A 22,019-nucleotide genomic window follows, 5' to 3' on the forward strand; every position below is an offset into this window, starting at 1 on the left:
CGCCGCCTTCCATTTACCGTTAATTAGCCAACCACTAATTGATGGTTTGCCAGCAGCGTCGCCAGATCGGTATGGACGTTGGTCAGCGTCGCGATGGTCGTCATCGACTGCGCCGTGCCGCTGCCATCCAGATCAACCTTAATCACCGTGTTGTTACCTTCGGTGGTTACGCTCAGGTAATTCGCCAGATTGCCAACGCCTGAACCCAGCGTCGCGACGCCGTTAACGTAGCTGGCGTCCGCCGTACCGCTGTACCCGCTCGACTGCAACAGGTCACTCAGATCAAGACGGTCGGTATTCGCCGTCCCTTCCCAGGTCCCAACCTTGAAGCCGTTGATGGTGTCGACACCGTTGCCGCCGGTGGCATCGCTGCTGTCCAGCAACTTGTACAGCAGCGTGTCGTGCCCACCTTTACCCAGGTTGAAGGTGTCATTACCACCGCGCCCTTCGAACACGTTATTACCTGCGCTGCCGGTGATAACATCGTCGTAATTCGACCCGGCAATCCCCTCGATATCCTTGAAGGTCGCCGTGTTGAATCCGGTGTTCTGTGCGCTGCTGCTGCTGAGATCTACCGTGACCCCGCTGGTGGCGTTTTTAAAATCGACGATATCCTGACCGCCGGTGGCGCTCCATGTCGCATGGTCTGACGAGCTGCTCCAGCCGCCGCCACCGTTGTAAACGTAGGTGCCGCTTTCAGCGATAAATGTGTCGTTATAGCCGGTGCCGGTGAGGGTGCCGCTGGTCCCGCCGTTCGCCGCGTCTGCGGTGAGCGAATAGCTGCTGGTGCCGTCGCCTGCGCTCAGGTCTGTCCAGGTGGCATCGGTGGACACGCCGTTGATGTTGCGCACCAGCACCGCCGAATAGGTTTCATTCGGATCCAGACCGTAGAAGTTCACCAGCGCCGAGGAGTCGTTGACGCCGACGCCCGACTGGGCGTTGATGATCTGCGACGCCACCCGTTCACCGGCGGAGTTGTAGAGCTGCACGGTATTGCCGTAGAACACGTTCATGCCTTCGCCGTCGAGAATGCGCAGGTGAAGAGCCGTGCCGTCCGCAATGCTGGCATTGTTGGCGATGTACACCACTTTGCCGTTTGCCTGCGACACCAGCAGATCCTGCGTACCGTTCCAGTCGTAATCGAGGGTGGCAATCCCCGTCACGTTGACCAGTGAGGAAGCAAGCGTGCTGCTGCTCCAGCCTTTGCCGGTACCGTCGTTAACATACAGTTGGGCGGTCTGGCTGGCCGAATAGGTGCTGAACTTGATGATGTCCATGTCACCGTCGCCGTCCCAGTCCACGGCAGCGGACAGATAACCGGCGGACGCAGTATTGGTGGTCGATGTTTCAACCGCGGTTGGCGTGGTCAGCAAGGTTCCCTGCCCGCTGTTGTAGTAAATCGCACCGCCATAGTTGTAGCTGCCGTTAGGGTTCAGACCGGAGGAAATGTACAAATCCATCAGGCCGTCGCCGTTGAAATCCGCCCAGGTCATTGAGACGGCCGTGGTGGTGTTCGCGGCATTCGGCACAAAGACGTTGGCGATGTTCTGCGTTTCCGTCAGCGCGCCTGTGCCACTGTTGTTGATCACCGTCAGCGCATAGGCACCGCTGCGGTTGGTATGCTGCACAATGTCGACCGTACCGTCATTGTTAATGTCCACGCCGGAAATTTCCCGGTAGGTGACCCCGGCAAGACCAGCCGCTCCGTACGTACCATCTGGCGACAGCACGCCGTTGTTATTGACCAGATAGCTGCGGGAGTCGCCGCCTGCATCGCCGTATGCCATGTCCAGCCAGCCATCACCGGTTTTGTCATAAGCCATGATCCCGCCGTACCAGATGGTTGTGCCGATAGCCTGCTGACCGTAGGTATAAGTGCCATCAGTGTTCGCCGTCCATTTGCCCTGGATACTGCCGCCGTAGTTGGTTTCCGTCGCATAAATGTCTGAGGTGCCATTACGGTCGGTATCCGCCAGCGTGTAACTCACCACGATGTTGCCGCGGGAGTTGGTCAGCGTGGTGCCGGTATAGCTGTTCAGACCAGAGCTGGTGTAATCAGAGATACCGGTGACCACGTTCCACAAGCCACTGCTGTTCAGGCTGAATGCCATCGCATTGGTGGTGGTTGCCCCAGCGGTGCTCGCCCAGCTGGTGTCCACCGCCGTTTCGGCATAAACCACCAGAGAACCGTGGCTGATCCCCGCCTCGTTACCGTTGCCCGCGCTGCTTCTGACCTGTGCAGTCACGTCATACGTCGCCAGCGCCAGAGAACCCGGCAGCTGCAAATACCAGGTGTTGTTGATCGGATCGACCACCACCGCACCGCCGGATTCCGAGGTATAGGTGACGCCGTTTACCACCACCTGTACATACATCCCCTCACCCAACGCTTCAGATAGCGTACCGCTGATGATCGGTGTCGTATCCTGGGTCGATTCACCGGTCACGGTGGCAATCGTGGTCGGAATCGAGGTATCGACCGTCAGGGTGAAGTCTGACGACGATGTGACGTTGCCCGCCAGATCCTGCGAGGTCGCGACGTAAATATAGGTCCCGTCCGCCAGCGCGGAGTCCGAGAAGGTCCACGCCAGGCCCACCACCGTCGCGACGCCAACGTACACCCCGTTGCGGTAGATCTTCAGCACTTCGCCGTCGGCCAGCGCTTTGCTCAGCGTGCCGCTCAGCGTCGGCGCGGTTTCGTCGGTGTGGGTGCCGGAACCGAACGATCCCTGACGGTCTCCCTTATTGTCGGAATAGCTGGCGATAGTCGCCTGCGCTTCCGGGTTCAGCGTATCAACCGTCACCAGCTGAGAACCGACCGCCCCGGTGTTACCCGCCAGATCGATCACCCGCACCTGCACGTTGTAAACGCCATCGCCGAGTGCGGTACCGGTCGCGTCATAGCTCCAGGTGCGTCCGCGAGTGACGACGTCAATCCATGTCTGACCGCCATCGAGGCTGATCTGCGCCCATTCATCGCTCGCAAGCGTTGCACTCAGGTTGCCGGAGAACGTCAGCGTGGTATCGCTGGTGATGAAATCATGGCTGTTATCACCGGTATCGGTGCCGATCGCGCCAATGGTGATGGCTTGCGATGGCGCAGTGGTGTCAATCGTCACCACCTGCTGCGCGGTCTGGCCGACGTTACCGGCCTGATCGACCACGCGTACCTGATACAGCGTTTGCCCGTCGGTCAGCGTGCGACCATCGCTATAGCTCCACTTCAGGCCGGAGAGCGCAACGGTCGTCCAGCTCGCGCCGTTATCAATGCTGATCTGCACCACTTCGCCCGCGCCCAGCGCCTGTCCGATAGAACCGGTCACCGTCAGCGAGGTATCACTGGTGATGAAATCGCTGGCAGACACACCGGTGTCGGTGGCGATGCTGTCGATGGTCACAGTTTTGCTGCTGTCCGGCGCCACGGTATCCACGGTGACAACCTGACTGGAGATGCTGCCCACGTTACCGGCGGCATCTACCACGCGAACATAGTAGGTGTAATCCCCATCGGTCAGCGTGCGGTCATCAACGTACCTCCAGCGCGTGCCAATGGTGGTCGTGTTGAGCCACGTCACCCCCCCATCAAGGCTGATCTGCGCATATTCATCCGCCGCCAGCGTCGCGCCGAGCGTGCCGCTCACGGTCAGCGAAGTGTCGCTGGTGACGAAATCGCTGCTGCTCAGACCGGTGTCGTTGCTGACAGCATCAATGCTGATGGTTTTACTGCTGTCCGGGGCGACGGTGTCGATGGTCACCACCTGACTGGCGGTTGCGCCGACGTTACCGGCCAGATCTACCACGCGCATCTGATAGTTGTAGTCGCCATCGGCCAGCGTGCGGCTGTCGATATAGGTCCACGTCAGGCCACTGATATTGACATCTTTCCAGGTGGTGCCGCCGTCGATGCTGATCTGCGCATATTCATCCGCATTCAGCGCCGCGCCCAGCGTGCCGCGCAGGTTGATGGTGTTATCGCTGGTGATGAAATCAGTACTGCTCAGGCCGGTATCCTGCGAAACCGCATCGATAGTGATCGACTGGCTGGCCGTTGGCGCTACGGTGTCAATAACCACCGTTTTCGTCGCCGTCGAACCGACGTTCCCCGCCGCATCAATCACCCGGACGTTATAGGTGTATGACCCGTCCGCCAGCGCGCTGCCCGGGGCATAACTCCACGTGGTGCCCACCACGGTGAGCGTCTGCCAGCTGATGCCGCCGTCGAGGCTGATTTGCGCCGACTCGGCATTGCCCAGCGCCGCACTCAGCCCGCCTTTCAGCGTGATGGTGTTGTCGCTGGTGACAAAGTCCGTATTGCTGCGCCCGGTGTCTTCACTCAGCGAATCAATGGTGATGGTCATCGACGGCGCCGTGGTATCCACGGCAATCTCGTGGATGTCGCTGCCGGTGTTGCCGATACTGTTGGTGACGGAAGCGGTGATTGCGTAGTTATTGCCATCCGCCAGCGCTGACACCGCGTTGGCGCTGAGGTTGAGCGTCCAGCTCAGATCCGCCGCGACCGAAGTGGTGTACGTCTGCCCGTTGAGCGTCACGGTGACGAGGCTGTTCGCCGGTGCGGTGGTGGTGCCGCTGATAGCGAGCGAAGTGCCGTGCTCGGCGGCGTTCACCACGTCGTCCTGCGCGAAGGTGTTGATGCTTATGGTTGGCATCTCACCGCTCAGGGTAACGGACGATGCTGCCGACACCGGGTTGCCCGCCACATCACTGACGGATGCGCTGACGGTATAGCTGCCGTCCGCCGCGCCGAGGAAATCCGCCGCCGGAACGGTCACACTCCAGGTGCCGTCAGAGGCCACCGTAGCGTGATACTCACGGTGATTAAATGTGACGGTCACCGTCTGACCGGCTTCCGCGCTGGTTGTCCCGCCGATCGCCTGACCGGCATGCTGCTCGGCGGAGTTGATGATGTCATCACCGGCAATGGTGTTGATGGTCAGGGTCGGCGCGAGGCTATCGACAATCACCGACGCATTCGCCGACGCCGGGTTCCCGGCCACGTCGCTGGTGCTGGCGGTGACCGTCAGCGTGCCGTCCTGCAGGGCCGCAACGTCATTTTGCGGAACCTGCACCGACCAGAGGCCGTCGGCGCTCACCTGCGTGGTATAAGTGACGCTGTTCAGCGTCACGTGCACCGTTTGCCCCGCCTGCGCCGTCGTGGTGCCGCTCAGGGTTAACGCCTGACCCAGCTCCGCTGCATTCAGGATCCCGTCCGCGGCGATCGGGTTGATCAGCAGCGCCGGTGCGGTGGTATCAACCGTCACGTCATGCGTGGCGCTGACCGGGTTGCCTGCCGTATCGCTGGCGCTGGCTGTTACGGTGTAATAACCGTCAGTCAGTTTCGCCACATCGCTCGCCGGTATGCTTAGCGTCCAGTCACCTTTGACATCCACCTGCACAGTGTAGGTTTTGCCGTTCAGCACGACGACCACCTCTGTTCCGGACACCAGTTTTTCGCTGCTGCCGGACAGCGTCAGGCTGTTGCCCTTTTCCGCCGCATTGATAATGTCGTCCTGCGCAATGGTATCGATGCTCAGGCTGAGGGCATCAGTCATGACGGTGATCAGATGGTCGGTGCTGCCGGTGTTGCCCGCGTTATCGGTGATGCTGACCGTAAATGTCGTGTCACCGGAAGCCAATGCGCTGATAGCGCTGGCCGGAACGCCGATGCTCCAGTTGCCGCGGGCGTCAACCACGGTGGTGTAGGTATGGCCGTCGATCACCAGCGTCACCAGATTGCCTGCCTGCGTGCCGGTGCTGCCACCGGTGATCACCTGCGCCTGCGCATGTTCAGCGGTATTCAGCACATCGTCACCGGCGACGGTATTGATGGTTACCACCGGCGCGGTCACGTCAACCAGCAAGGAGCCGGTGGCGCGGCTGCTGTTACCGGCGATATCGCTGACGCTGGCGCTCACGGTGTAAGTTCCGTCAGCCAACGCGCCTGCACTCGCCGCCGGTAGCGTGGTGCTCCACGTCCCGTCTGCCGCCACGCTCGCCGTGTAGGTCTGGCCGTTAAGCGTCAGGGTGACCTGCTGACCAGCTTCGGCGGTGGAGGTCCCGCCGATCGCCACGTCCGCATTCGCTTCCGCGCCGTTAAGCACGTTATTACCGGCGATGGTATTGATGGTCAGCGTTGGCGCAGCGGTATCCACTTGCGCCGTGTTTGCCGCCGTGGCGCCGTTGCCCGCCGCGTTGCTCACGCTCACGGACACCGTTGCGTCACCGTCTTTCAGCGCCTTCATGTCCGCTGCCGCAACGGTGATGCTCCAGCTGCCGTCGGCCTGCACGCGGGTGGTGTACTGATGACCGGCAAAGTTTACGCTGACATCGCGACCGGCTTCGACGTTCTGCGTGGTGCCGCTCAGGGTCAGATCCGCCGCTTTCTCCGCCGCGTTAATGATGCCGTCGCTGGCAATGGTATCGACGCTGATCGCTACGCTGCTCAGATCGACGGTGATGTTTTGCGTGATGGTCACCGGGTTACCGGAGGCATCCGCGCCGCTGACGACGATCGCCAGCTGACCCGCAGGCCACTTCGCCACGTCTGCCGCCGGAACCGCCGCCGACCAGCTGCCGTTGGCGCCGACCGTGGCAGCATAATCGGTGCCGTTGACGGTCACGGTGACGCTGCTGCCCGCGGCGATATCAGAGCTGGTGCCGCTGATGATCTGGTTTTGATTAATCTCGATGCTGTTGACGATGTCGTCACCGGCAACCGTATTGATGCGCAGGCCCGGCAAACCGGCGTCGATACCGATCTGGCGATCGCCGCTGCCGGTATTGCCGTGCTGGTTGGTGACGCTCGCGCTGACGGTCAGGTCGCCGTCGCCCAGCGCCTGCAAATCGGCCGCCGGAACGCTGACGCTCCAGCTCAGATCCGCCTGCACTTTGGCCTGGTAGGTGTGGCCGCCGAGCGTAACGGTGACGGTGTCCCCGGCCGCCGCGTTGCTCACGCGCCCGCTCAGGGTCTGGCCTGCCGCCGCTTCGGCTGCGTTGATGATGTTATCGCCCGCCACAGCATTAATGATGACGGAAGGCAGCGAGGTATCAACCAGCAGGTTAGCGCTTTCGGTGATGGCGTTGCCGACATCGCTGTTGGCGCTGGCTGTTACGGTGTAGTTGGCTTCCCCAAGCGCTGCCAGTGCGCTGGCCGGAACGGTCAGGCTCCAGACGCCCGCAGCAATTTGCGCGCTGTAAGTGACGCCGTTCAGCGTGACGCTAACCTGAGTGCCGTCACTCAGGTTGCTGCCGGTGCCGGAAATCGTCAGATCTGCACCTTTTTCGACGGCGTTGAGTACGTTGTCCTGCGCGATAGCGTCAATGCTGAGGCCCGGCAGGCCGGTATCTACGGTCACATTGTGCGTCTGCGAACCGGTGTTACCGGCGCTGTCAGTGATGCTGACGCTCACGGTGTAAGTGCCGTCAGAGATCCCGCCGATCGCGCTGGCCGGTACGCCGACGCTCCAGTTGCCGCTGGCATCCACCACGGTGTTATAGGTATGGCCGTCGATCATCACGCTCACGCTGTTACCGCTGACCGTACCCGTACTGCTGCCGCTGATCACCTGCGCCTGCGCGTGTTCGGTGCTGTTAATGACGTCGTCACCGGCGATGGTGTTGATGGTCACCACCGGCGCGGTCGCGTCAACCAGCAACGCGCTGGTCGCCCCGGTGCGGTTACCGGCGATATCGCTGACGCTGGCGCTCACGGTGTAAGTTCCGTCAGCCAGCGCGCCTGCACTGGCCGCCGGTAGCGTGGTGCTCCACGTCCCGTCTGCCGCCACGCTCGCCGTGTAGGTCTGGCCGTTAAGCGTCAGGGTGACCTGCTGACCGGCTTCGGCGGTGGACGTTCCGCCGATCGCCACGTCCGCCCCCGCTTCCGCGCCGTTAAGCACGTTATTACCGGCGATGGTGTTGATGGTCAGCGTTGGCGCTGTCGCATCCACCAGCGCCGTATTTGCCGCCGTGGCGCCGTTGCCCGCCGCGTTGCTCACGCTCACGGACACCGTTGCGTCGCCCTCTTTCAGCGCCGCCATGTCCGCTGCCGGGACGGTAACGCTCCAGCTGCCGTCCGTTTCTACCTGCGCGGTATAGCTATGACCGGCGAAAATCACCGTCACCTTCTGACCGGCTTCGACGTTCAGCGTGGTGCCGCTCAGGGTCAGATCCGCCGCTTTCTCCGCCGCGTTAATGATGTCGTCGCTGGCAATGGTATCGACGCCGATCGCTACGCTGCTCAGATCGACGGTGATGTTTTGCGTGATGGTCACCGGGTTTCCGGAGGCATCCGCGCCGCTGACGGCGATCGCCAGCTGACCCGCAGGCCACTTCGCTACGTCTGCCGCCGGAACCGCCGCCGACCAGCTGCCGTTGGCGCCGACCGTGGCAGCATAATCGGTGCCGTTGACGGTCACGGTGACGCTGCTGCCCGCGGCGATATCAGTGCTGGTGCCGCTGATGATCTGGTTTTGATTAATCTCGATGCTGTTGACGATATCATCACCGGCAACCGTATTGATGCGCAGGCCCGGCAAACCGGCGTCGATGACGATCTGGCGATCGCCGCTGCCGGTATTGCCGTGCTGGTTGGTGACGCTCGCGCTGACGGTCAGGTCGCCGTCGCCCAGCGCCTGCAAATCGGCCGCCGGAACGCTGACGCTCCAGCTCAGATCCGCCTGCACTTCGGCCTGGTAGGTGTGACCGCCGAGCGTAACGGTGACGGTGTCCCCGGCCGCCGCGTTAGTCACGCGCCCGCTCAGGGTCTGGTCTGCCGCCACTTCGGCTGCGTTGATGATGTCATCGCCCGCGATCGCGCTAAGGGTCACCGACGGCAGCGCGCTGTCGACCAGTACGCCGTGCGTCGTGCTGCCGGTGTTGCCTGCGGCATCAACGGTGGAGGCGGTCAGGCTGTAATTCGCTTCGCCGAGCTGAGCCACATCCGCCGCCGGAACGTTCAGCGTCCACGCGCCGCCGCTGACGCTGGCAGAGTAGTCTTTGCCGTTCAGGTTCAGCGTCACGGTGGAACCGTCCGCGCCGCTGCTGGTGCCGCTCACCGTCAGGGCTTCGCCTTTTTCCATGGCGTTGATCACGTCGTCAGCCGCCACGGTACTGATGGTCAGCACCGGCGCGGCGGTGTCTACGATCACCACGTGCGAGGCTGTACCCGGATTGCCCGCCGCATCGGCGACAGTGGCGGTGATGGTGTGGCTGCCGTCCGCCAGACCGCTGACCACGGCGGCAGGCACACCGACGCTCCAGTTGCCGCTGGCATCCACCGCAGCGGTGAAGCTGCTGCCGTCGATGACCACGGTGACCAGGCCACCCGCCGGAACGCCGGTAGATGAACCGCTGATGATAAGGTTCTGCTGGTGTTCATGGGCGTTGACAATGTCGTCTGCAGAAACGGTGTTGATGGCAAGCGTTGGCGCGGTCACGTCCACCTGCAGCGAACCATTCGCGCCGGTGCGGTTACCGGCGATATCGCTGACGCTGGCGCTCACGGTATAGGTTCCGTCAGTCAACGCACCTGCACTGGCCGCCGGTATCGTGGTGCTCCAGGTGCCGTCTGCCGCCACGCTCGCCGTGTAGCTCTGGCCGTTAAGCGTCAGGGTGACCTGCTGGCCGGCTTCGGCGGTGGAGGTTCCGCCGATCGCCACGTCCGCCCCCGCTTCCGCGCCGTTGAGCACGTTATCACCAGCGATGGTGTTGATGGTCAGGGTTGGCGCAGCGGTATCCACTTCCACGGTATGCGCTGCCGTGGCGCCGTTGCCCGCCGCGTTAGTCACGCTCACGGACACCGTTGCGTCGCCGTCTTTCAGCGCCGCCATGCTCGCTGCCGGAACGGTGACGCTCCAGCTGCCGTCCGTTTCTACCTGCGCGGTATAGCTATGACCGGCGAAAATCACCGTGACCTTCTGACCAGCTTCGACATTCAGCGTGGTGCCGCTCAGGGTCAGGTCCGCCGCTTTCTCCGCCGCGTTAATGATGTCATCGGCCGCGACAGTGTCGATAGCAATCGCCACACTGGCGAGATCGACGGTGATATCGTTTGAAATCGTGACGCTGTTTCCGGCTGAACTGGTGCCGGTAACGGATACCGTCAGCGCGCCCGCAGGCCAGCTGGCAACGTCCGCTGCCGGAACCGCCGCTGACCAGCTGCCGTTGGCGGTCACGGTCGCGTGGTACTCAACGCCGTTAACCGTGACGGTAACGCTGCTGCCCGCGGTCAGGCCGCTGCTGGTGCCGCTGATGATCTGATTCTGATTGATCTCGATGCTGTTGACGATGTCGTCACCGGCAACGGTATTGATGCGCAGGCCGGGGATCGCGGCGTCAATAGCAATGTCGCGCTCACCGGATCCGGTGTTGCCGCTGATATTGGTCACCGTTGCGGAGACTTTCAGCGCGCCGTCGCCCATGGCAGCAAGATCGGCGGCAGGGATCGTCAGGCTCCACGTAAAATCATCTTCGACGGTGGCGTAATACGTTTTTCCACCCACGGTGACGGTCACCTGCTGTCCCGCTTCCGCATGGATAACGGTGCCGCCGATCGCCTGATCGGCCTTCACTTCGGTGGCGTTGATGATGTCATCACCGGCCACCACGTTGATGGTCACCGCCGGGCTGTCGGAGGAAGTTTGCAGCCCTTTGCTCACTGACCCGCTGTTGCCGACATCATCGGTGCCGCGCACGCTAACCTGATACAACGCCTGGCCCAGATTCGCCAGATCGCTGGCCGGAATGTCCGCGCTCCATGCGCCGTCGGTCACGGTGCCCTGATACTCCAGACCGTTAAGCGTAACGATAACCGTCACGCCATCCATCAGACCGGTCACGGTGCCGGTGATGGTCAGCGTTGAAAGCGCTTCGGTGGCGTTAAGAATGTTGTCGCCGCCTGCCATGTCGTTGATGGTAAAGACCGGCGCGGCGGTATTGACCACCACGTTTTGCCCGGCCGAACCGACGTTACCGGCGGTGTCTGTCGCGCTGGCGGTGACCTTATAGCTGCCGTCCGCGAGGCCGCTGATGATGCTGGCCGGTACGCCGACGCTCCAGTTGCCGCTGGCATCCACCACGGTGTTATAGCTATGGCCGTCGATCACCACGTTCACGATGTTACCGCTCACCGTACCCGTACTGCTGCCGCTGATCACCAGCGCCTGCGCGTGTTCGGTGCTGTTAATGACGTCGTCACCGGCGAGGGTGTTGATGGTCACTTCCGGCGCGGTCGCGTCAACCTGCAATGAGCCGCTGGCGCGGCTGCTGTTACCGGCGATATCGCTGACGCTGGCGCTCAGGGTATAGGTTCCGTCAGCCAGCCCTGCCGCATCTGCCGCCGGTAGCGTGGTGCTCCACGTCCCGTCCGCCGCCACGCTCGCCGTGTAGGTCTGGCCGTTAAGCGTCAGGGTGACCTGCTGACCGGCTTCGGCGGTGGACGTTCCGCCGATCGCCACGTCCGCCCCCGCTTCCGCGCCGTTAAGCACGTTATCACCGGCGATGGTGTTGATGGTCAGCGTTGGCGCTGTCGCATCCACCAGCGCCGTATTTGCCGCCGTGGCGCCGTTGCCCGCCGCGTTGCTCACGCTCACGGACACCGTTGCGTCGCCCTCTTTCAGCGCCGCCATGTCCGCTGCCGGGACGGTAACGCTCCAGCTGCCGTCGGCCTGCACGCGGGTGGTGTACTGATGACCGGCAAAGTTAACGCTCACATCGCGACCGGCTTCGACATTCATCGTGGTGCCGCTCAGGGTCAGATCCGCCGCTTTCTCCGCCGCGTTAATGACGCCGTCGCTGGCAATGGTATCGACGCTGATCGCCACACTGGCGAGATCGACGTTGATATCGTTTGAAATCGTGACGCTGTTTCCGGCTGAACTGGTGCCGGTAACGGATACCGTCAGCGCACCCGCAGGCCAGCTGGCAACGTCCGCTGCCGGAACCGCCGCCGACCAGCTGCCGTTGGCGGTCACGCTCGCGTGGTACTCAACGCCGTTAACCGTGACGGTGACGCTGCTGCCCGCGGTCAGGCCAGTGCTGGTGCCGCTGATGATCTGGTTTTGATTAATCTCGATGCTGTTGACGATGTCGTCACCGGCAACGGTATTGATGCGCAGGCCCGGCAATCCGGCGTCGATACCGATCTGGCGATCGCCGCTGCCGGTATTGCCGTGCTGGTTGGTGACGCTCGCGCTGACGGTCAGATCGCCGTCGCCCAGCGCCTGCAAATCGGCCGCCGGAACGCTGACGCTCCAGCTCAGGTCCGCCTGCACTTCGGCCTGGTAGGTGTGACCGCCGAGCGTAACGGTGACGGTGTCCCCGGCCGCCGCGTTGGTCACGCGCCCGCTCAGGGTCTGGCCTGCCGCCACTTCGGCTGCGTTGATAATGTCATCGCCCGCAATCGCGCTGAGGGTCACCGACGGCAGCGCGCTGTCGACCAGTACGCCGTGCGTCGTGCTGCCGGTGTTGCCTGCGGCATCAACGGTGGAGGCGGTCAGGCTGTAATTCGCTTCGCCGAGCTGAGCCACATCCGCCGCCGGAACGTTCAGCGTCCACGCGCCGCCGCTGACGCTGGCAGAGTAGTCTTTGCCGTTCAGGTTCAGCGTCACGGTGGAACCGTCCGCGCCGCTGCTGGTGCCGCTCACCGTCAGGGCTTCGCCTTTTTCCATGGCGTTGATCACGTCGTCAGCCGCCACGGTACTGATGGTCAGCACCGGCGCGGCGGTGTCTACGGTCACCACGTGCGAGGCTGAACCCGGATTGCCCGCCGCATCGGCGACGGTGGCGGTAATGGTGTGGCTGCCGTCCGCCAGACCGCTAACCACGGCGGCAGGCACGCCGAGGCTCCAGTTGCCGCTGGCATCCACCGCAGCGGTGTAGCTGCTGCCGCCGATGACCACGGTGACCAGGCCGCCCGCCGGAACGCCGGTAGATGAACCGCTGATGATAAGGTTCTGCTGGTGTTCATGCACGTTAATAATGTCGTCGGCAGAAACGGTGTTGATGGCAAGCGTTGGCGCGGTCACGTCCACCTGCAGCGAAGCACTCGCGCCGGTGCGGTTACCGGCGATATCGCTGACGCTGGCGCTCACGGTATAGGTTCCGTCGGTCAGCCCTGCCGCATCTGCCGCCGGAACCGCCGTGCTCCAGGTGCCGTCCGCCGCCACGCTCGCCGTGTAGGTCTGGCCGTTAAGCGTCAGGGTGACCTGCTGACCGGCTTCGGCGGTGGACGTTCCGCCGATCGCCACGTCCGCCCCCGCTTCCGCGCCGTTAAGCACGTTATCACCGGCGATGGTGTTGATGGTCAGCGTTGGCGCTGTCGCATCCACCAGCGCCGTATTTGCCGCCGTGGCGCCGTTGCCCGCCGCGTTGCTCACGCTCACGGACACCGTTGCGTCGCCCTCTTTCAGCGCCGCCATGTCCGCTGCCGGGACGGTAACGCTCCAGCTGCCGTCGGCCTGCACGCGGGTGGTGTACTGATGACCGGCAAAGTTAACGGTCACATCGCGACCGGCTTCGACATTCAGCGTGGTGCCGCTCAGGGTCAGATCCGCCGCTTTTTCCGCCGCGTTAATGATGTCGTCGCTGGCAATGGTATCGACGCCGATCGCTACGCTGCTCAGATCGACGGTGATGTTTTGCGTGATGGTCACCGGGTTACCGGAGGCGTCCGCGCCGCTGACGGCGATCGTCAGCTGACCCGCAGGCCACTTCGCCACGTCTGCCGCCGGAATCGCCGCCGACCAGCTGCCGTTGGCGCCGACCGTGGCATGATAGTCGGTGCCGTTGACGGTCACGGTGACGCTGCTGCCCGCGGCGATATCAGAACTGGTGCCGCTGATGATCTGGTTTTGATTAATCTCGATGCTGTTGACGATATCGTCGCCGGCAACGGTATTGATGCGCAGGCCCGGCAAACCGGCGTCGATGACGATCTGGCGATCGCCGCTGCCGGTATTGCCGTGCTGGTTGGTGACGCTCGCGCTGACGGTCAGGTCGCCGTCGCCCAGCGCCTGCAAATCGGCCGCCGGAACGCTGACGCTCCAGCTCAGATCCGCCTGCACTTTGGCTTCGTAGGTGTGGCCGCCGAGCGTAACGGTGACGGTGTCCCCGGCCGCCGCGTTAGTCACGCGCCCGCTCAGGGTCTGATCGGCCGCCACTTCGGCTGCGTTGATGATGTCATCGCCCGCAATCGCGCTGAGGGTCACAGAGGGCAGCGCGCTGTCGACCAGTACGCCGTGCGTCGTGCTGCCGGTGTTGCCTGCGGCATCAACGGTGGAGGCGGTCAGGCTGTAATTCGCTTCGCCGAACTGAGCCACATCCGCCGCCGGAACGTTCAGCGTCCACGCGCCGCCGCTGACGCTGGCAGAGTAGTCTTTGCCGTTCAGGTTCAGCGTCACGGTGGAACCGTCCGCGCCGCTGCTGGTGCCGCTCACCGTCAGGGCTTCGCCTTTCTCGATGGCGTTGATCACGTCGTCAGCCGCCACGGTACTGATGGTCAGCACCGGCGCGGCGGTCTCTACGGTCACCACGTGCGAGGCTGACCCCGGATTGCCCGCCGCATCGGCGCCAGTGGCGGTAATGGTGTGGCTGCCGTCCGCCAGACCGCTGACCACGGCGGCAGGCACGCCGACGCCCCAGTTGCCGCTGGCATCCACCGCAGCGGTGTAGCTGCTGCCGTCGATGACCACGGTGACCAGGCCGCCCGCCGGAACGCCAATAGATGAACCGCTGATGATGAGGTTCTGCTGGTGTTCATGCGCGTTAATAATGTCGTCTGCAGAAACGGTGTTGATGACCAGCGTTGGCGCAGTAAAGTCCACCAGTAACGCGCTGGTCACGCCGGTGCTGTTACCGGCGATATCGCTGACGCTGGCGCTAACGGTATAGATGCCGTCGTTCAGCCCTGCTGCATCTGCCGCCGGAACCGCCGTGCTCCAGGTACCGTCCGCCGCCACGCTCGCGGTGTAGGTCTGGCCGTTAAGCGTCAGGGTGACCCGCTGGCCGGCTTCGGCGGTGGAGGTTCCGCCGATCGCCACGTCCGCCCCCGCTTCCGCGCCGTTGAGCACGTTATCACCGGCGATGGTGTTGATGGTCAGCGTTGGCGCAGCGGTATCCACGGTGACATCCTGCGCGGCGCTGGCGTTGTTGCCCGCCACGTTGGTCACGCTGACACTTACCGTGGTGTCGCCGTCTTTCAGATTGCGGATATCTGCCGCCGGAACGGTGACGCTCCAGCTGCCGTCGGCCTGCACGCTGGCGTGATAAGTGCCATCCGCGAAATTAATCGTCACGCTCTGGCCAGCCTCCACGCCCTGCGTGGTACCGCTAAGTGTGACATCCGCCGCTTTTTCAGCCGCATTTAGCACGTTATCCAGCGCAACGCTATCAATGGCAATCGCCACGCTGCTCAGATCCACGTTGATGATATTGGCAATGCTGACGCTGTTGCCCGACGTGTCGGAGCCGGTGACGCTAACGCTTAGCGCGCCCGCAGGCCAGCTGGCGACGTCCGATGCCGGAATCGCCGCAGACCAGCTGCCGTTCGCGCCGACCGTAGCATGATAATCGATGCCGTTTATGCTGACGGTGACGCTGCTGCCTTCGGCGATATCAGAGCTGGTGCCGCTGATGATCTGGTTCTGACTGATTTCGATGCTGTTGACAATGTCGTCGCCCGCAATGGTATCGATGCGCAGGCCCGGCAAACCGGCGTCGATGATAATCTCGCGATCGCCGCGACCGCTGTTGCCGTGCTGATTGGTGACGCTCGCGCTGACGGTTAAATCACCGTCGCCCAGCGCCTGCAAATCAGCCGCCGGAACGCTGACGCTCCAGCTCAGGTCGTCCTGCACGGTGGCCTGGTAGGTGTTGCCACCCAGCGTCACAATCACGGTATCGCCCGCCGCCGCATGGGTCACTCTGCCGCTCAGAGCCTGGTCAGCGGTGATTTCAGTGGCATTGATGATGTCATCGCCTGCAGTCACGTTAACCGTGACGACAGGCAGCACGGAATCCACCTGCACCTGATGCGACGCAGTGCCGGTATTGCCCTCGGCGTCTGTGCTGACTGCCGTCAGGGTGTAATGGGCTTCGCCGAGCTTTGCGACGTCGCTGGCCGGAATGCTGACCGACCAGTTGCCGCCGCTGACGACGGTGGTGGTGTACTCCACGCCGTTAAGGGTCAGAGCGATCTGCGTACCCTCAGCGCTGTTGCTGGTCCCGGTCACCTCCAGCGCCTGGCCTTTGGCTTCGGCGTTAACCACATTCTCAAAGGCGACGGTATCAATCGTCAGTTGCGGCAGTTCGGACGACAGCACCACGGTCGCGTTCTGACTGCCGGTGTTACCCGCTTTATCAGTGATGCTGACGTTCACATCATAGCTGCCGTCGGCCAGCGCGCTGAACACGGATGCCGGTAAACCGATGCTCCATGTGCCGTCGGCGGCAAGCGTCGTGGTGTAAGTCTGGCCGTTGATGCTCAGCGTGACAGTATCGCCCGCTTCGCCGCCGGTGCTGCTTCCGCTGACCATCTGCGCCTGAGCCTGTTCGAGGCTGTTAAGGATGTTGTCACCGGCGATGGTGTTGATGGTCACGACCGGCACGGTGGTGTCAACGCGCAGATCGTGCGTGGTAGATGTGCGGTTACCCGCCGCATCGCTGACGGAGGCGCTCAGCGTAACACTGCCGTCTGCCAGCGCGCCCGCCTGTGCAGCCGGAACATTCACTGACCAGTTACCGTTTGCCTCAACGCTTGCGGTATAGGTCACTCCGTTGAGCACCAGCGTCACCACCTGCCCGGCTTCGGCATTTGAGGTGCCGCTGACGGTCAGATCGTGACCCGCTTCGGCTGCATTCAGAATATCGTCGCCCGCCAGCGTGGCAATAGTCAGCGTAGGTGCCTGCGTATCCACTGACAGCGTAGATGCGGAGGTGATGGTGTTGCCAGCGCTGTCTACACCGCTGACCTGAACAGTGTGGACACCGTCCGCCAGCGCCTGCGCGTCTGCGGCAGGCACAGTGATTGTCCAGCTGCCATCCGCCGCAACGGTGGTCTGCCAGGCCTTACCGTTAAGGGAAACGGTGACGGTGGTACCCGCCGCCAGATTGGCGCTCTGACCGGAAATGGCAACGTCCGCGCCCGCTTCGGCCGCGTTCAGCACGTTGTCCCCCGCCACGGTGTCGAGGGTAAGGGAAGCCTGCGCGGTAACGATGTTCAGAGTGATCGACCCGGCGCTGGTGGTCGAGCCGTTGCTCTCCTGCACCACGACCCAGGTGTGCGCGCCGGCGCTCTGCGCGGCGAGCTGCGCTGTCCACTGGCCGTTGGTGCCGACGATGGCTGTGGCAATCACATGGCCGCTGGCATCGACAATCGAAATCTCCGCGCCCGGATAGCCGGTACCGCTGAAGGTGGGTCGGGTATCGTCAGTCACGGCCTGATTAGCAAGAATACCCTGACTGTCGCCCTGCGTGTCGGTCACGAGGAAAGTCGGTTTTGCGACTTCCACCGCCTGAGTGTTATCAATGACTTCGGTTTTTCCGTCACTGCCGCCGCCGTGGCCGAGCAGCGCCCCGGCCGCGCCTGCGCCCAGCACACCGGCCAGCAGATACGGCCACTCCACGGTGACTTCGGCGGTGCTGAGCAGCAGCGGATCAATGCCCGGCAGTGGGGTTTCCACCGCCGTCAGCGCAAACGCCGGGGTATCATGAGGCGCAGTGGCGTCGGTGAAATTCACCTCCGTCATCTGCTGATTTTCATCCTGAAAGACCAGTTTATTCTCGTCTTTCTCACCAATATTCTCGAAATATCCTACGCAGCGAATGACCGATCCATCCTGCATATGAATAAGCAGATCGTTGCCACTGCGTTCGTAGCTGGCGACATTCTTTACTGCGTCGTGAATAACGACAATGCCGGATTCATTCATCGCAACAGCGGTGTTACCTTCTGCAGTGAAAGTATTTTTAAGCGACGTTTTACGAGAGATAATATCCATGGTTCTGCTCATGATATTGTGTCCATTCCTTGTATATCTGACTGGTGTTAAAACAATACCGTCAAAAGGGTATTGAATTTGCGTGCATAACTGACTTTATTTCAAATCAGGTAGTGACTGACTCCCACTCTGATTAATACCGAGCTGAGTTAATAACTCGTTGACGGCCGTGGTGTAATTTATCAGTGAATACCAACTGTCATATTTCGCACTGATTTGCGAAAACTGCGCCTGAAATACCTCCTGCTCGACGCTAAGCAGATCGTTCAGCGTGCGCTGATTGAGCTTATATTCGCTCTTGTACACATCGCGCGAGCGGACAGAATCCTGTAGCTGTTCAGCACTGGCCTGCGCCTGCCCTTCAGCGCCAGCCCAGTTGGCATAAGCCACTGAAGCTTTTTGCATCACATCCAGCTTGGCCTGATCGACCAGCGTGGCGGCAATATTTTTATGCCCTTCAGCCTGACTGACGCGAGCCGACACCGCACCGCCCTGATAAAGCGGCGCATTCACGTGTAACTGGATCTGATTATTCCAGTACGGATTATTCGTGGTTTCGTAACGCGTTCGACTCGCCTGTAAACTCAGGGTAGGCAAATAATCCGCCTTCGCCTTATTGACTTCAAATGACGCCGATTCCTGTTGCGCCTGCGCGTACAGTACCGAGGGCACTTTGGAATAATCGATATTATCCGGCAGCACTGGAGTATCGAGATTCACCGCGGCAATGGACTGATAATGGCTGGCTCGCACACCCGTGAGCGAGGCGAGTTGCGCTTTCGCCGCTGACAGGCTGGCCTGGTATTGTTTAAGCGTCGAGCGCATTCCGGAAATACGCGACTGCGCCTGCAGCACATCTGAGCGCGTGCTTAATCCGGCATCGGCACGTAATGACGACATGCGGCGGACATCCTCCAGCGCCGTAATGTTATCCTCCACCGCTTTGGTCAGATCCTGATATTTCAGCACATCCAGGTACGCCGTCGCCGTTTGCTCAGCGACGTCAGACAGTGTCGCCAACAATTTGTAGCGATAACTTTCCTGCGCAGATTTCTGCTGGTTAATGCTGGCGTTGGTTTTACCAAAGTCGTAGACAAGCTGCGACAGCGTCAGGCCGTAGGCAGCGGCATTATTCATATTGTTGAAGGTATCCTGCTGGGTCGAATTGCCGGTATTGGCGGTCAGACCGACCTGCGGAAACCACGCACTTTGCGCTTCGCGGATCTGCGCCTGGCCGATCCCCATTTGGTACGCCTGTTGCGTAACCGACGGACTGCGTGAAAACGCCTGCAAAATAGCGGTTTTCAGATCTACCGACGCCATACTTTTCATCGATGGCGGATTGGCCCACCGATCTGCGTGCCCTGATACGACGGCATTGGCGATATACGGGAACGTCAAGAAAACAATTAAAATACAGATTTTTTGTAAGCTGTTATTAAATAATTTTACAATCCATGTCATTGAATGATGAGATCCATCTTATTAATTTGCAGAGTCGGGTGTTCTTTATCCTACCCCACTTAAGACAAATCTTAAACTCTTTTTTTAGGGACAAAAAAGGGCACAGGAATATTGTTTTAGTTTCATAACGTTATTACTAATAGAAATACTTTATGCCTTGCCAATCATCAGGCTGTAAATTCGATTAGGAAGAAATAAAAAAAACATGGCGTTTATTATTATCCCTGTGAGTCTAGTACATGATATCGCCTAACGCCACTCTGTTTATGTTAAACACCCTAACACTTTAGTTAAATAATTGTTGGCCACTTGTAATAACTCCTTACCCTGTCTGAATCAGAAGATCATTCCCAGTCGCACCTTTAATATCTAAATATATCAGGCACTCCGGAATAATAAGGTCTTCTCGATATTATTTTTACGCGTTGAGTTTTAAGGAAAGTTGTTGCGGCAGACTAAATTTGACCATCTTAATAGTGGTGCATCATCGGTTATTAATTTAAAACAGCTGCTATATGATCGGGCGTAGTTCAGCGTTAACATCGCTGGCAAAACCTATCACAACGATTGCGCAAAGCGATGGTGACTATCATTCGCATATTTCATTACTTTCCTTTTATCGGCGTAATCAACCCAATTCGCCTTGCCATGACCGCTACCAGTATTGAACACAACGCCCAGTGGGTCATAGCCGATCCTGGGCCGCAACCCTGATGTAATTGCGTTTAGCCGTACTCAATAACAGTAAACCCTTCGTCATCTGTTGGTGCGGAGAAATAGCGCGTTATGATTTCGAATTGTTGATCGGTCGCGCTAAAGTCGTGTACACCCTCTGCGTTTCGGGCATGCAATCGGGCTTTACAGACCTCATCAGAGACTTTCAGATAATGCAGACGATGACTGGCACCTGACTCCTTAATGATACTCATCATCCATTCACGATGTGTAGGTGTGTTGGCCGGAAAATCCAGAACGACGGATAAACCTGCTCTGAGTAACGATACGAGGTGGGGCTTGATGGCGCTGCGGAGCTTCGAGGAACACTGCAAATAATCGGCTACTGAATGGATTTCATTGGCATAGAGCACCGCCAGCCACCGATCCTCACTGACGAGCACGGTGGCTGGCGAGGCAGCTAATTTCGCAGATAGCGTGGATTTACCTGATGCAATTTTTCCACACAGCAGGTGCAGCGTGGGTTTTCCTGCTGTGGTGACTCTATTGGTATCCATCATTTACCTCGCTAACAATTAACAGTAAGGCCCTCCTTACTGTCGCTTAACACTCACTGCATGGCTGCACTCTTCCCGCCTGCCAGACGGTACAGGCATACACCACCATTCCGGTAACGCCCAGAATCACGCCCACATAGGCGGTCGCGATCCAGCCGTAGCCTAAAGATACCGCCATGCCGCCCAGATAGGCGCCCATCGCGTTGGCAATATTCAGCGCGGAGTGATTCATTGCGGCGGCTAACGTCTGTGACTCTTTCGCCACGTCCATCAGGCGTATCTGCAGTGACGGCAGTAAAACCGACGAGGTACCAATCAGGAAAGTCGCCAGCATCCCACCCGCGACCTGCGTTGCCAGCAGCGGGAAGACAATCATAATGCAAATATTCCACAGCAGCGTCCAGCCTATCACCTTCAGCACGGTTTTATCCGCCAGCCGGCCACCCACCAGATTCCCGACAATCATCCCCAGGCCAAACGCGGCCATGGCCCACGGAATAAGCCGGGCGGACATGCCCGCCACGTGCATCAGGGTGGGTGCAATGTAGCTGAACACCGCAAACATCCCGCCAAAGCCGATCGCCCCCACCAGTAGGGTCAGCAACACCTGGCTGTTTTTCAGCGCGCCCAGTTCACGTAACGGATGAGCATCGCTGTCTGCCGAAGTGGCAGGTACAAAGCGCAATATCAGCATGCAGGTGACTAAGCCAATCACCCCGACAAACCCGAATACCACATGCCAGTTAAAGACTTGCCCTACCCACGATCCCAGCGGGACGCCAATCAGCGTGGCGATGGTTAACCCCAGCATCAGGGCACTGAGCGCCCTGCCACGCTTTCCTGCCGGAACCAGAGAAGCGGCCACCAGCGACGCTACGCCAAAATAGGCACCGTGCGGTAAGCCCGTCAGGAAGCGGGCGATAATCAGGCCGTGATAGCTTCCCACCAGCGCACTGCCTACGTTGCCAATAAAAAACAGCGCCATTAATGCCAGCAGCAGGTGTTTTCTCACCATCCGCGCCGCAATCACCGCAATCACCGGTGCGCCCACCACCACTCCAAGCGCATAGCTGGCAATCGCATTACCGGCCTGCGGTTCAGTGATGTGAAAAGAGCTGGCGACGCCCGGTAACAATCCCATGATGATAAATTCGCCGGTGCCAATACCGAACCCACCTAACGCCAGCGCGAAGATAGCCCAGCGTGCCGCTGCGGCACTCAAAACATTCTGGTTTTGCAAAACTCCCCCTTACAGGTTTCAAATTTCAGTGGCTTAAAACCCTTGCAGGCAAAACCTGACAAGATTCTAAAC

General features: G+C 60.6%; 4 protein-coding genes. All 4 read right to left on the reverse strand.

Features of this window, described 5'->3' with window-relative positions:
- Positions 1-23 precede the first annotated feature (23 nt).
- The 4 genes from ID864_RS15735 to ID864_RS15750 all read right to left on the reverse strand — a co-directional run bounded on the left by ID864_RS15735 (position 24) and on the right by ID864_RS15750 (position 21,947).
- On the reverse strand, positions 24-18,011 hold the full coding sequence (locus ID864_RS15735; protein ID WP_224750528.1) for an Ig-like domain-containing protein: 17,988 nt from the start codon (positions 18,009-18,011) through the stop codon (positions 24-26).
- A gap of 96 nt (positions 18,012-18,107) precedes the next feature.
- A complete protein-coding gene (locus ID864_RS15740) occupies positions 18,108-19,475 on the reverse strand; it encodes a TolC family outer membrane protein (protein WP_396018884.1) in 1,368 nt (455 codons plus the stop codon).
- A 725-nt stretch (positions 19,476-20,200) separates the two neighbouring features.
- Positions 20,201-20,707 carry an AAA family ATPase gene (locus ID864_RS15745; RefSeq protein ID WP_099754435.1) on the reverse strand — a complete coding sequence of 169 codons (507 nt, stop codon included), beginning with the start codon at positions 20,705-20,707 and terminating at the stop codon, positions 20,201-20,203.
- 46 nt (positions 20,708-20,753) lie between these two features.
- On the reverse strand, positions 20,754-21,947 hold the full coding sequence (locus tag ID864_RS15750) for an MFS transporter (protein ID WP_048918537.1): 1,194 nt from the start codon (positions 21,945-21,947) through the stop codon (positions 20,754-20,756).
- Positions 21,948-22,019: the final 72 nt, after the last annotated feature.

The organism is Erwinia aphidicola, assembly GCF_014773485.1.
In the GTDB taxonomy this organism is placed as follows: Bacteria; Pseudomonadota; Gammaproteobacteria; order Enterobacterales; family Enterobacteriaceae; genus Erwinia; species Erwinia aphidicola.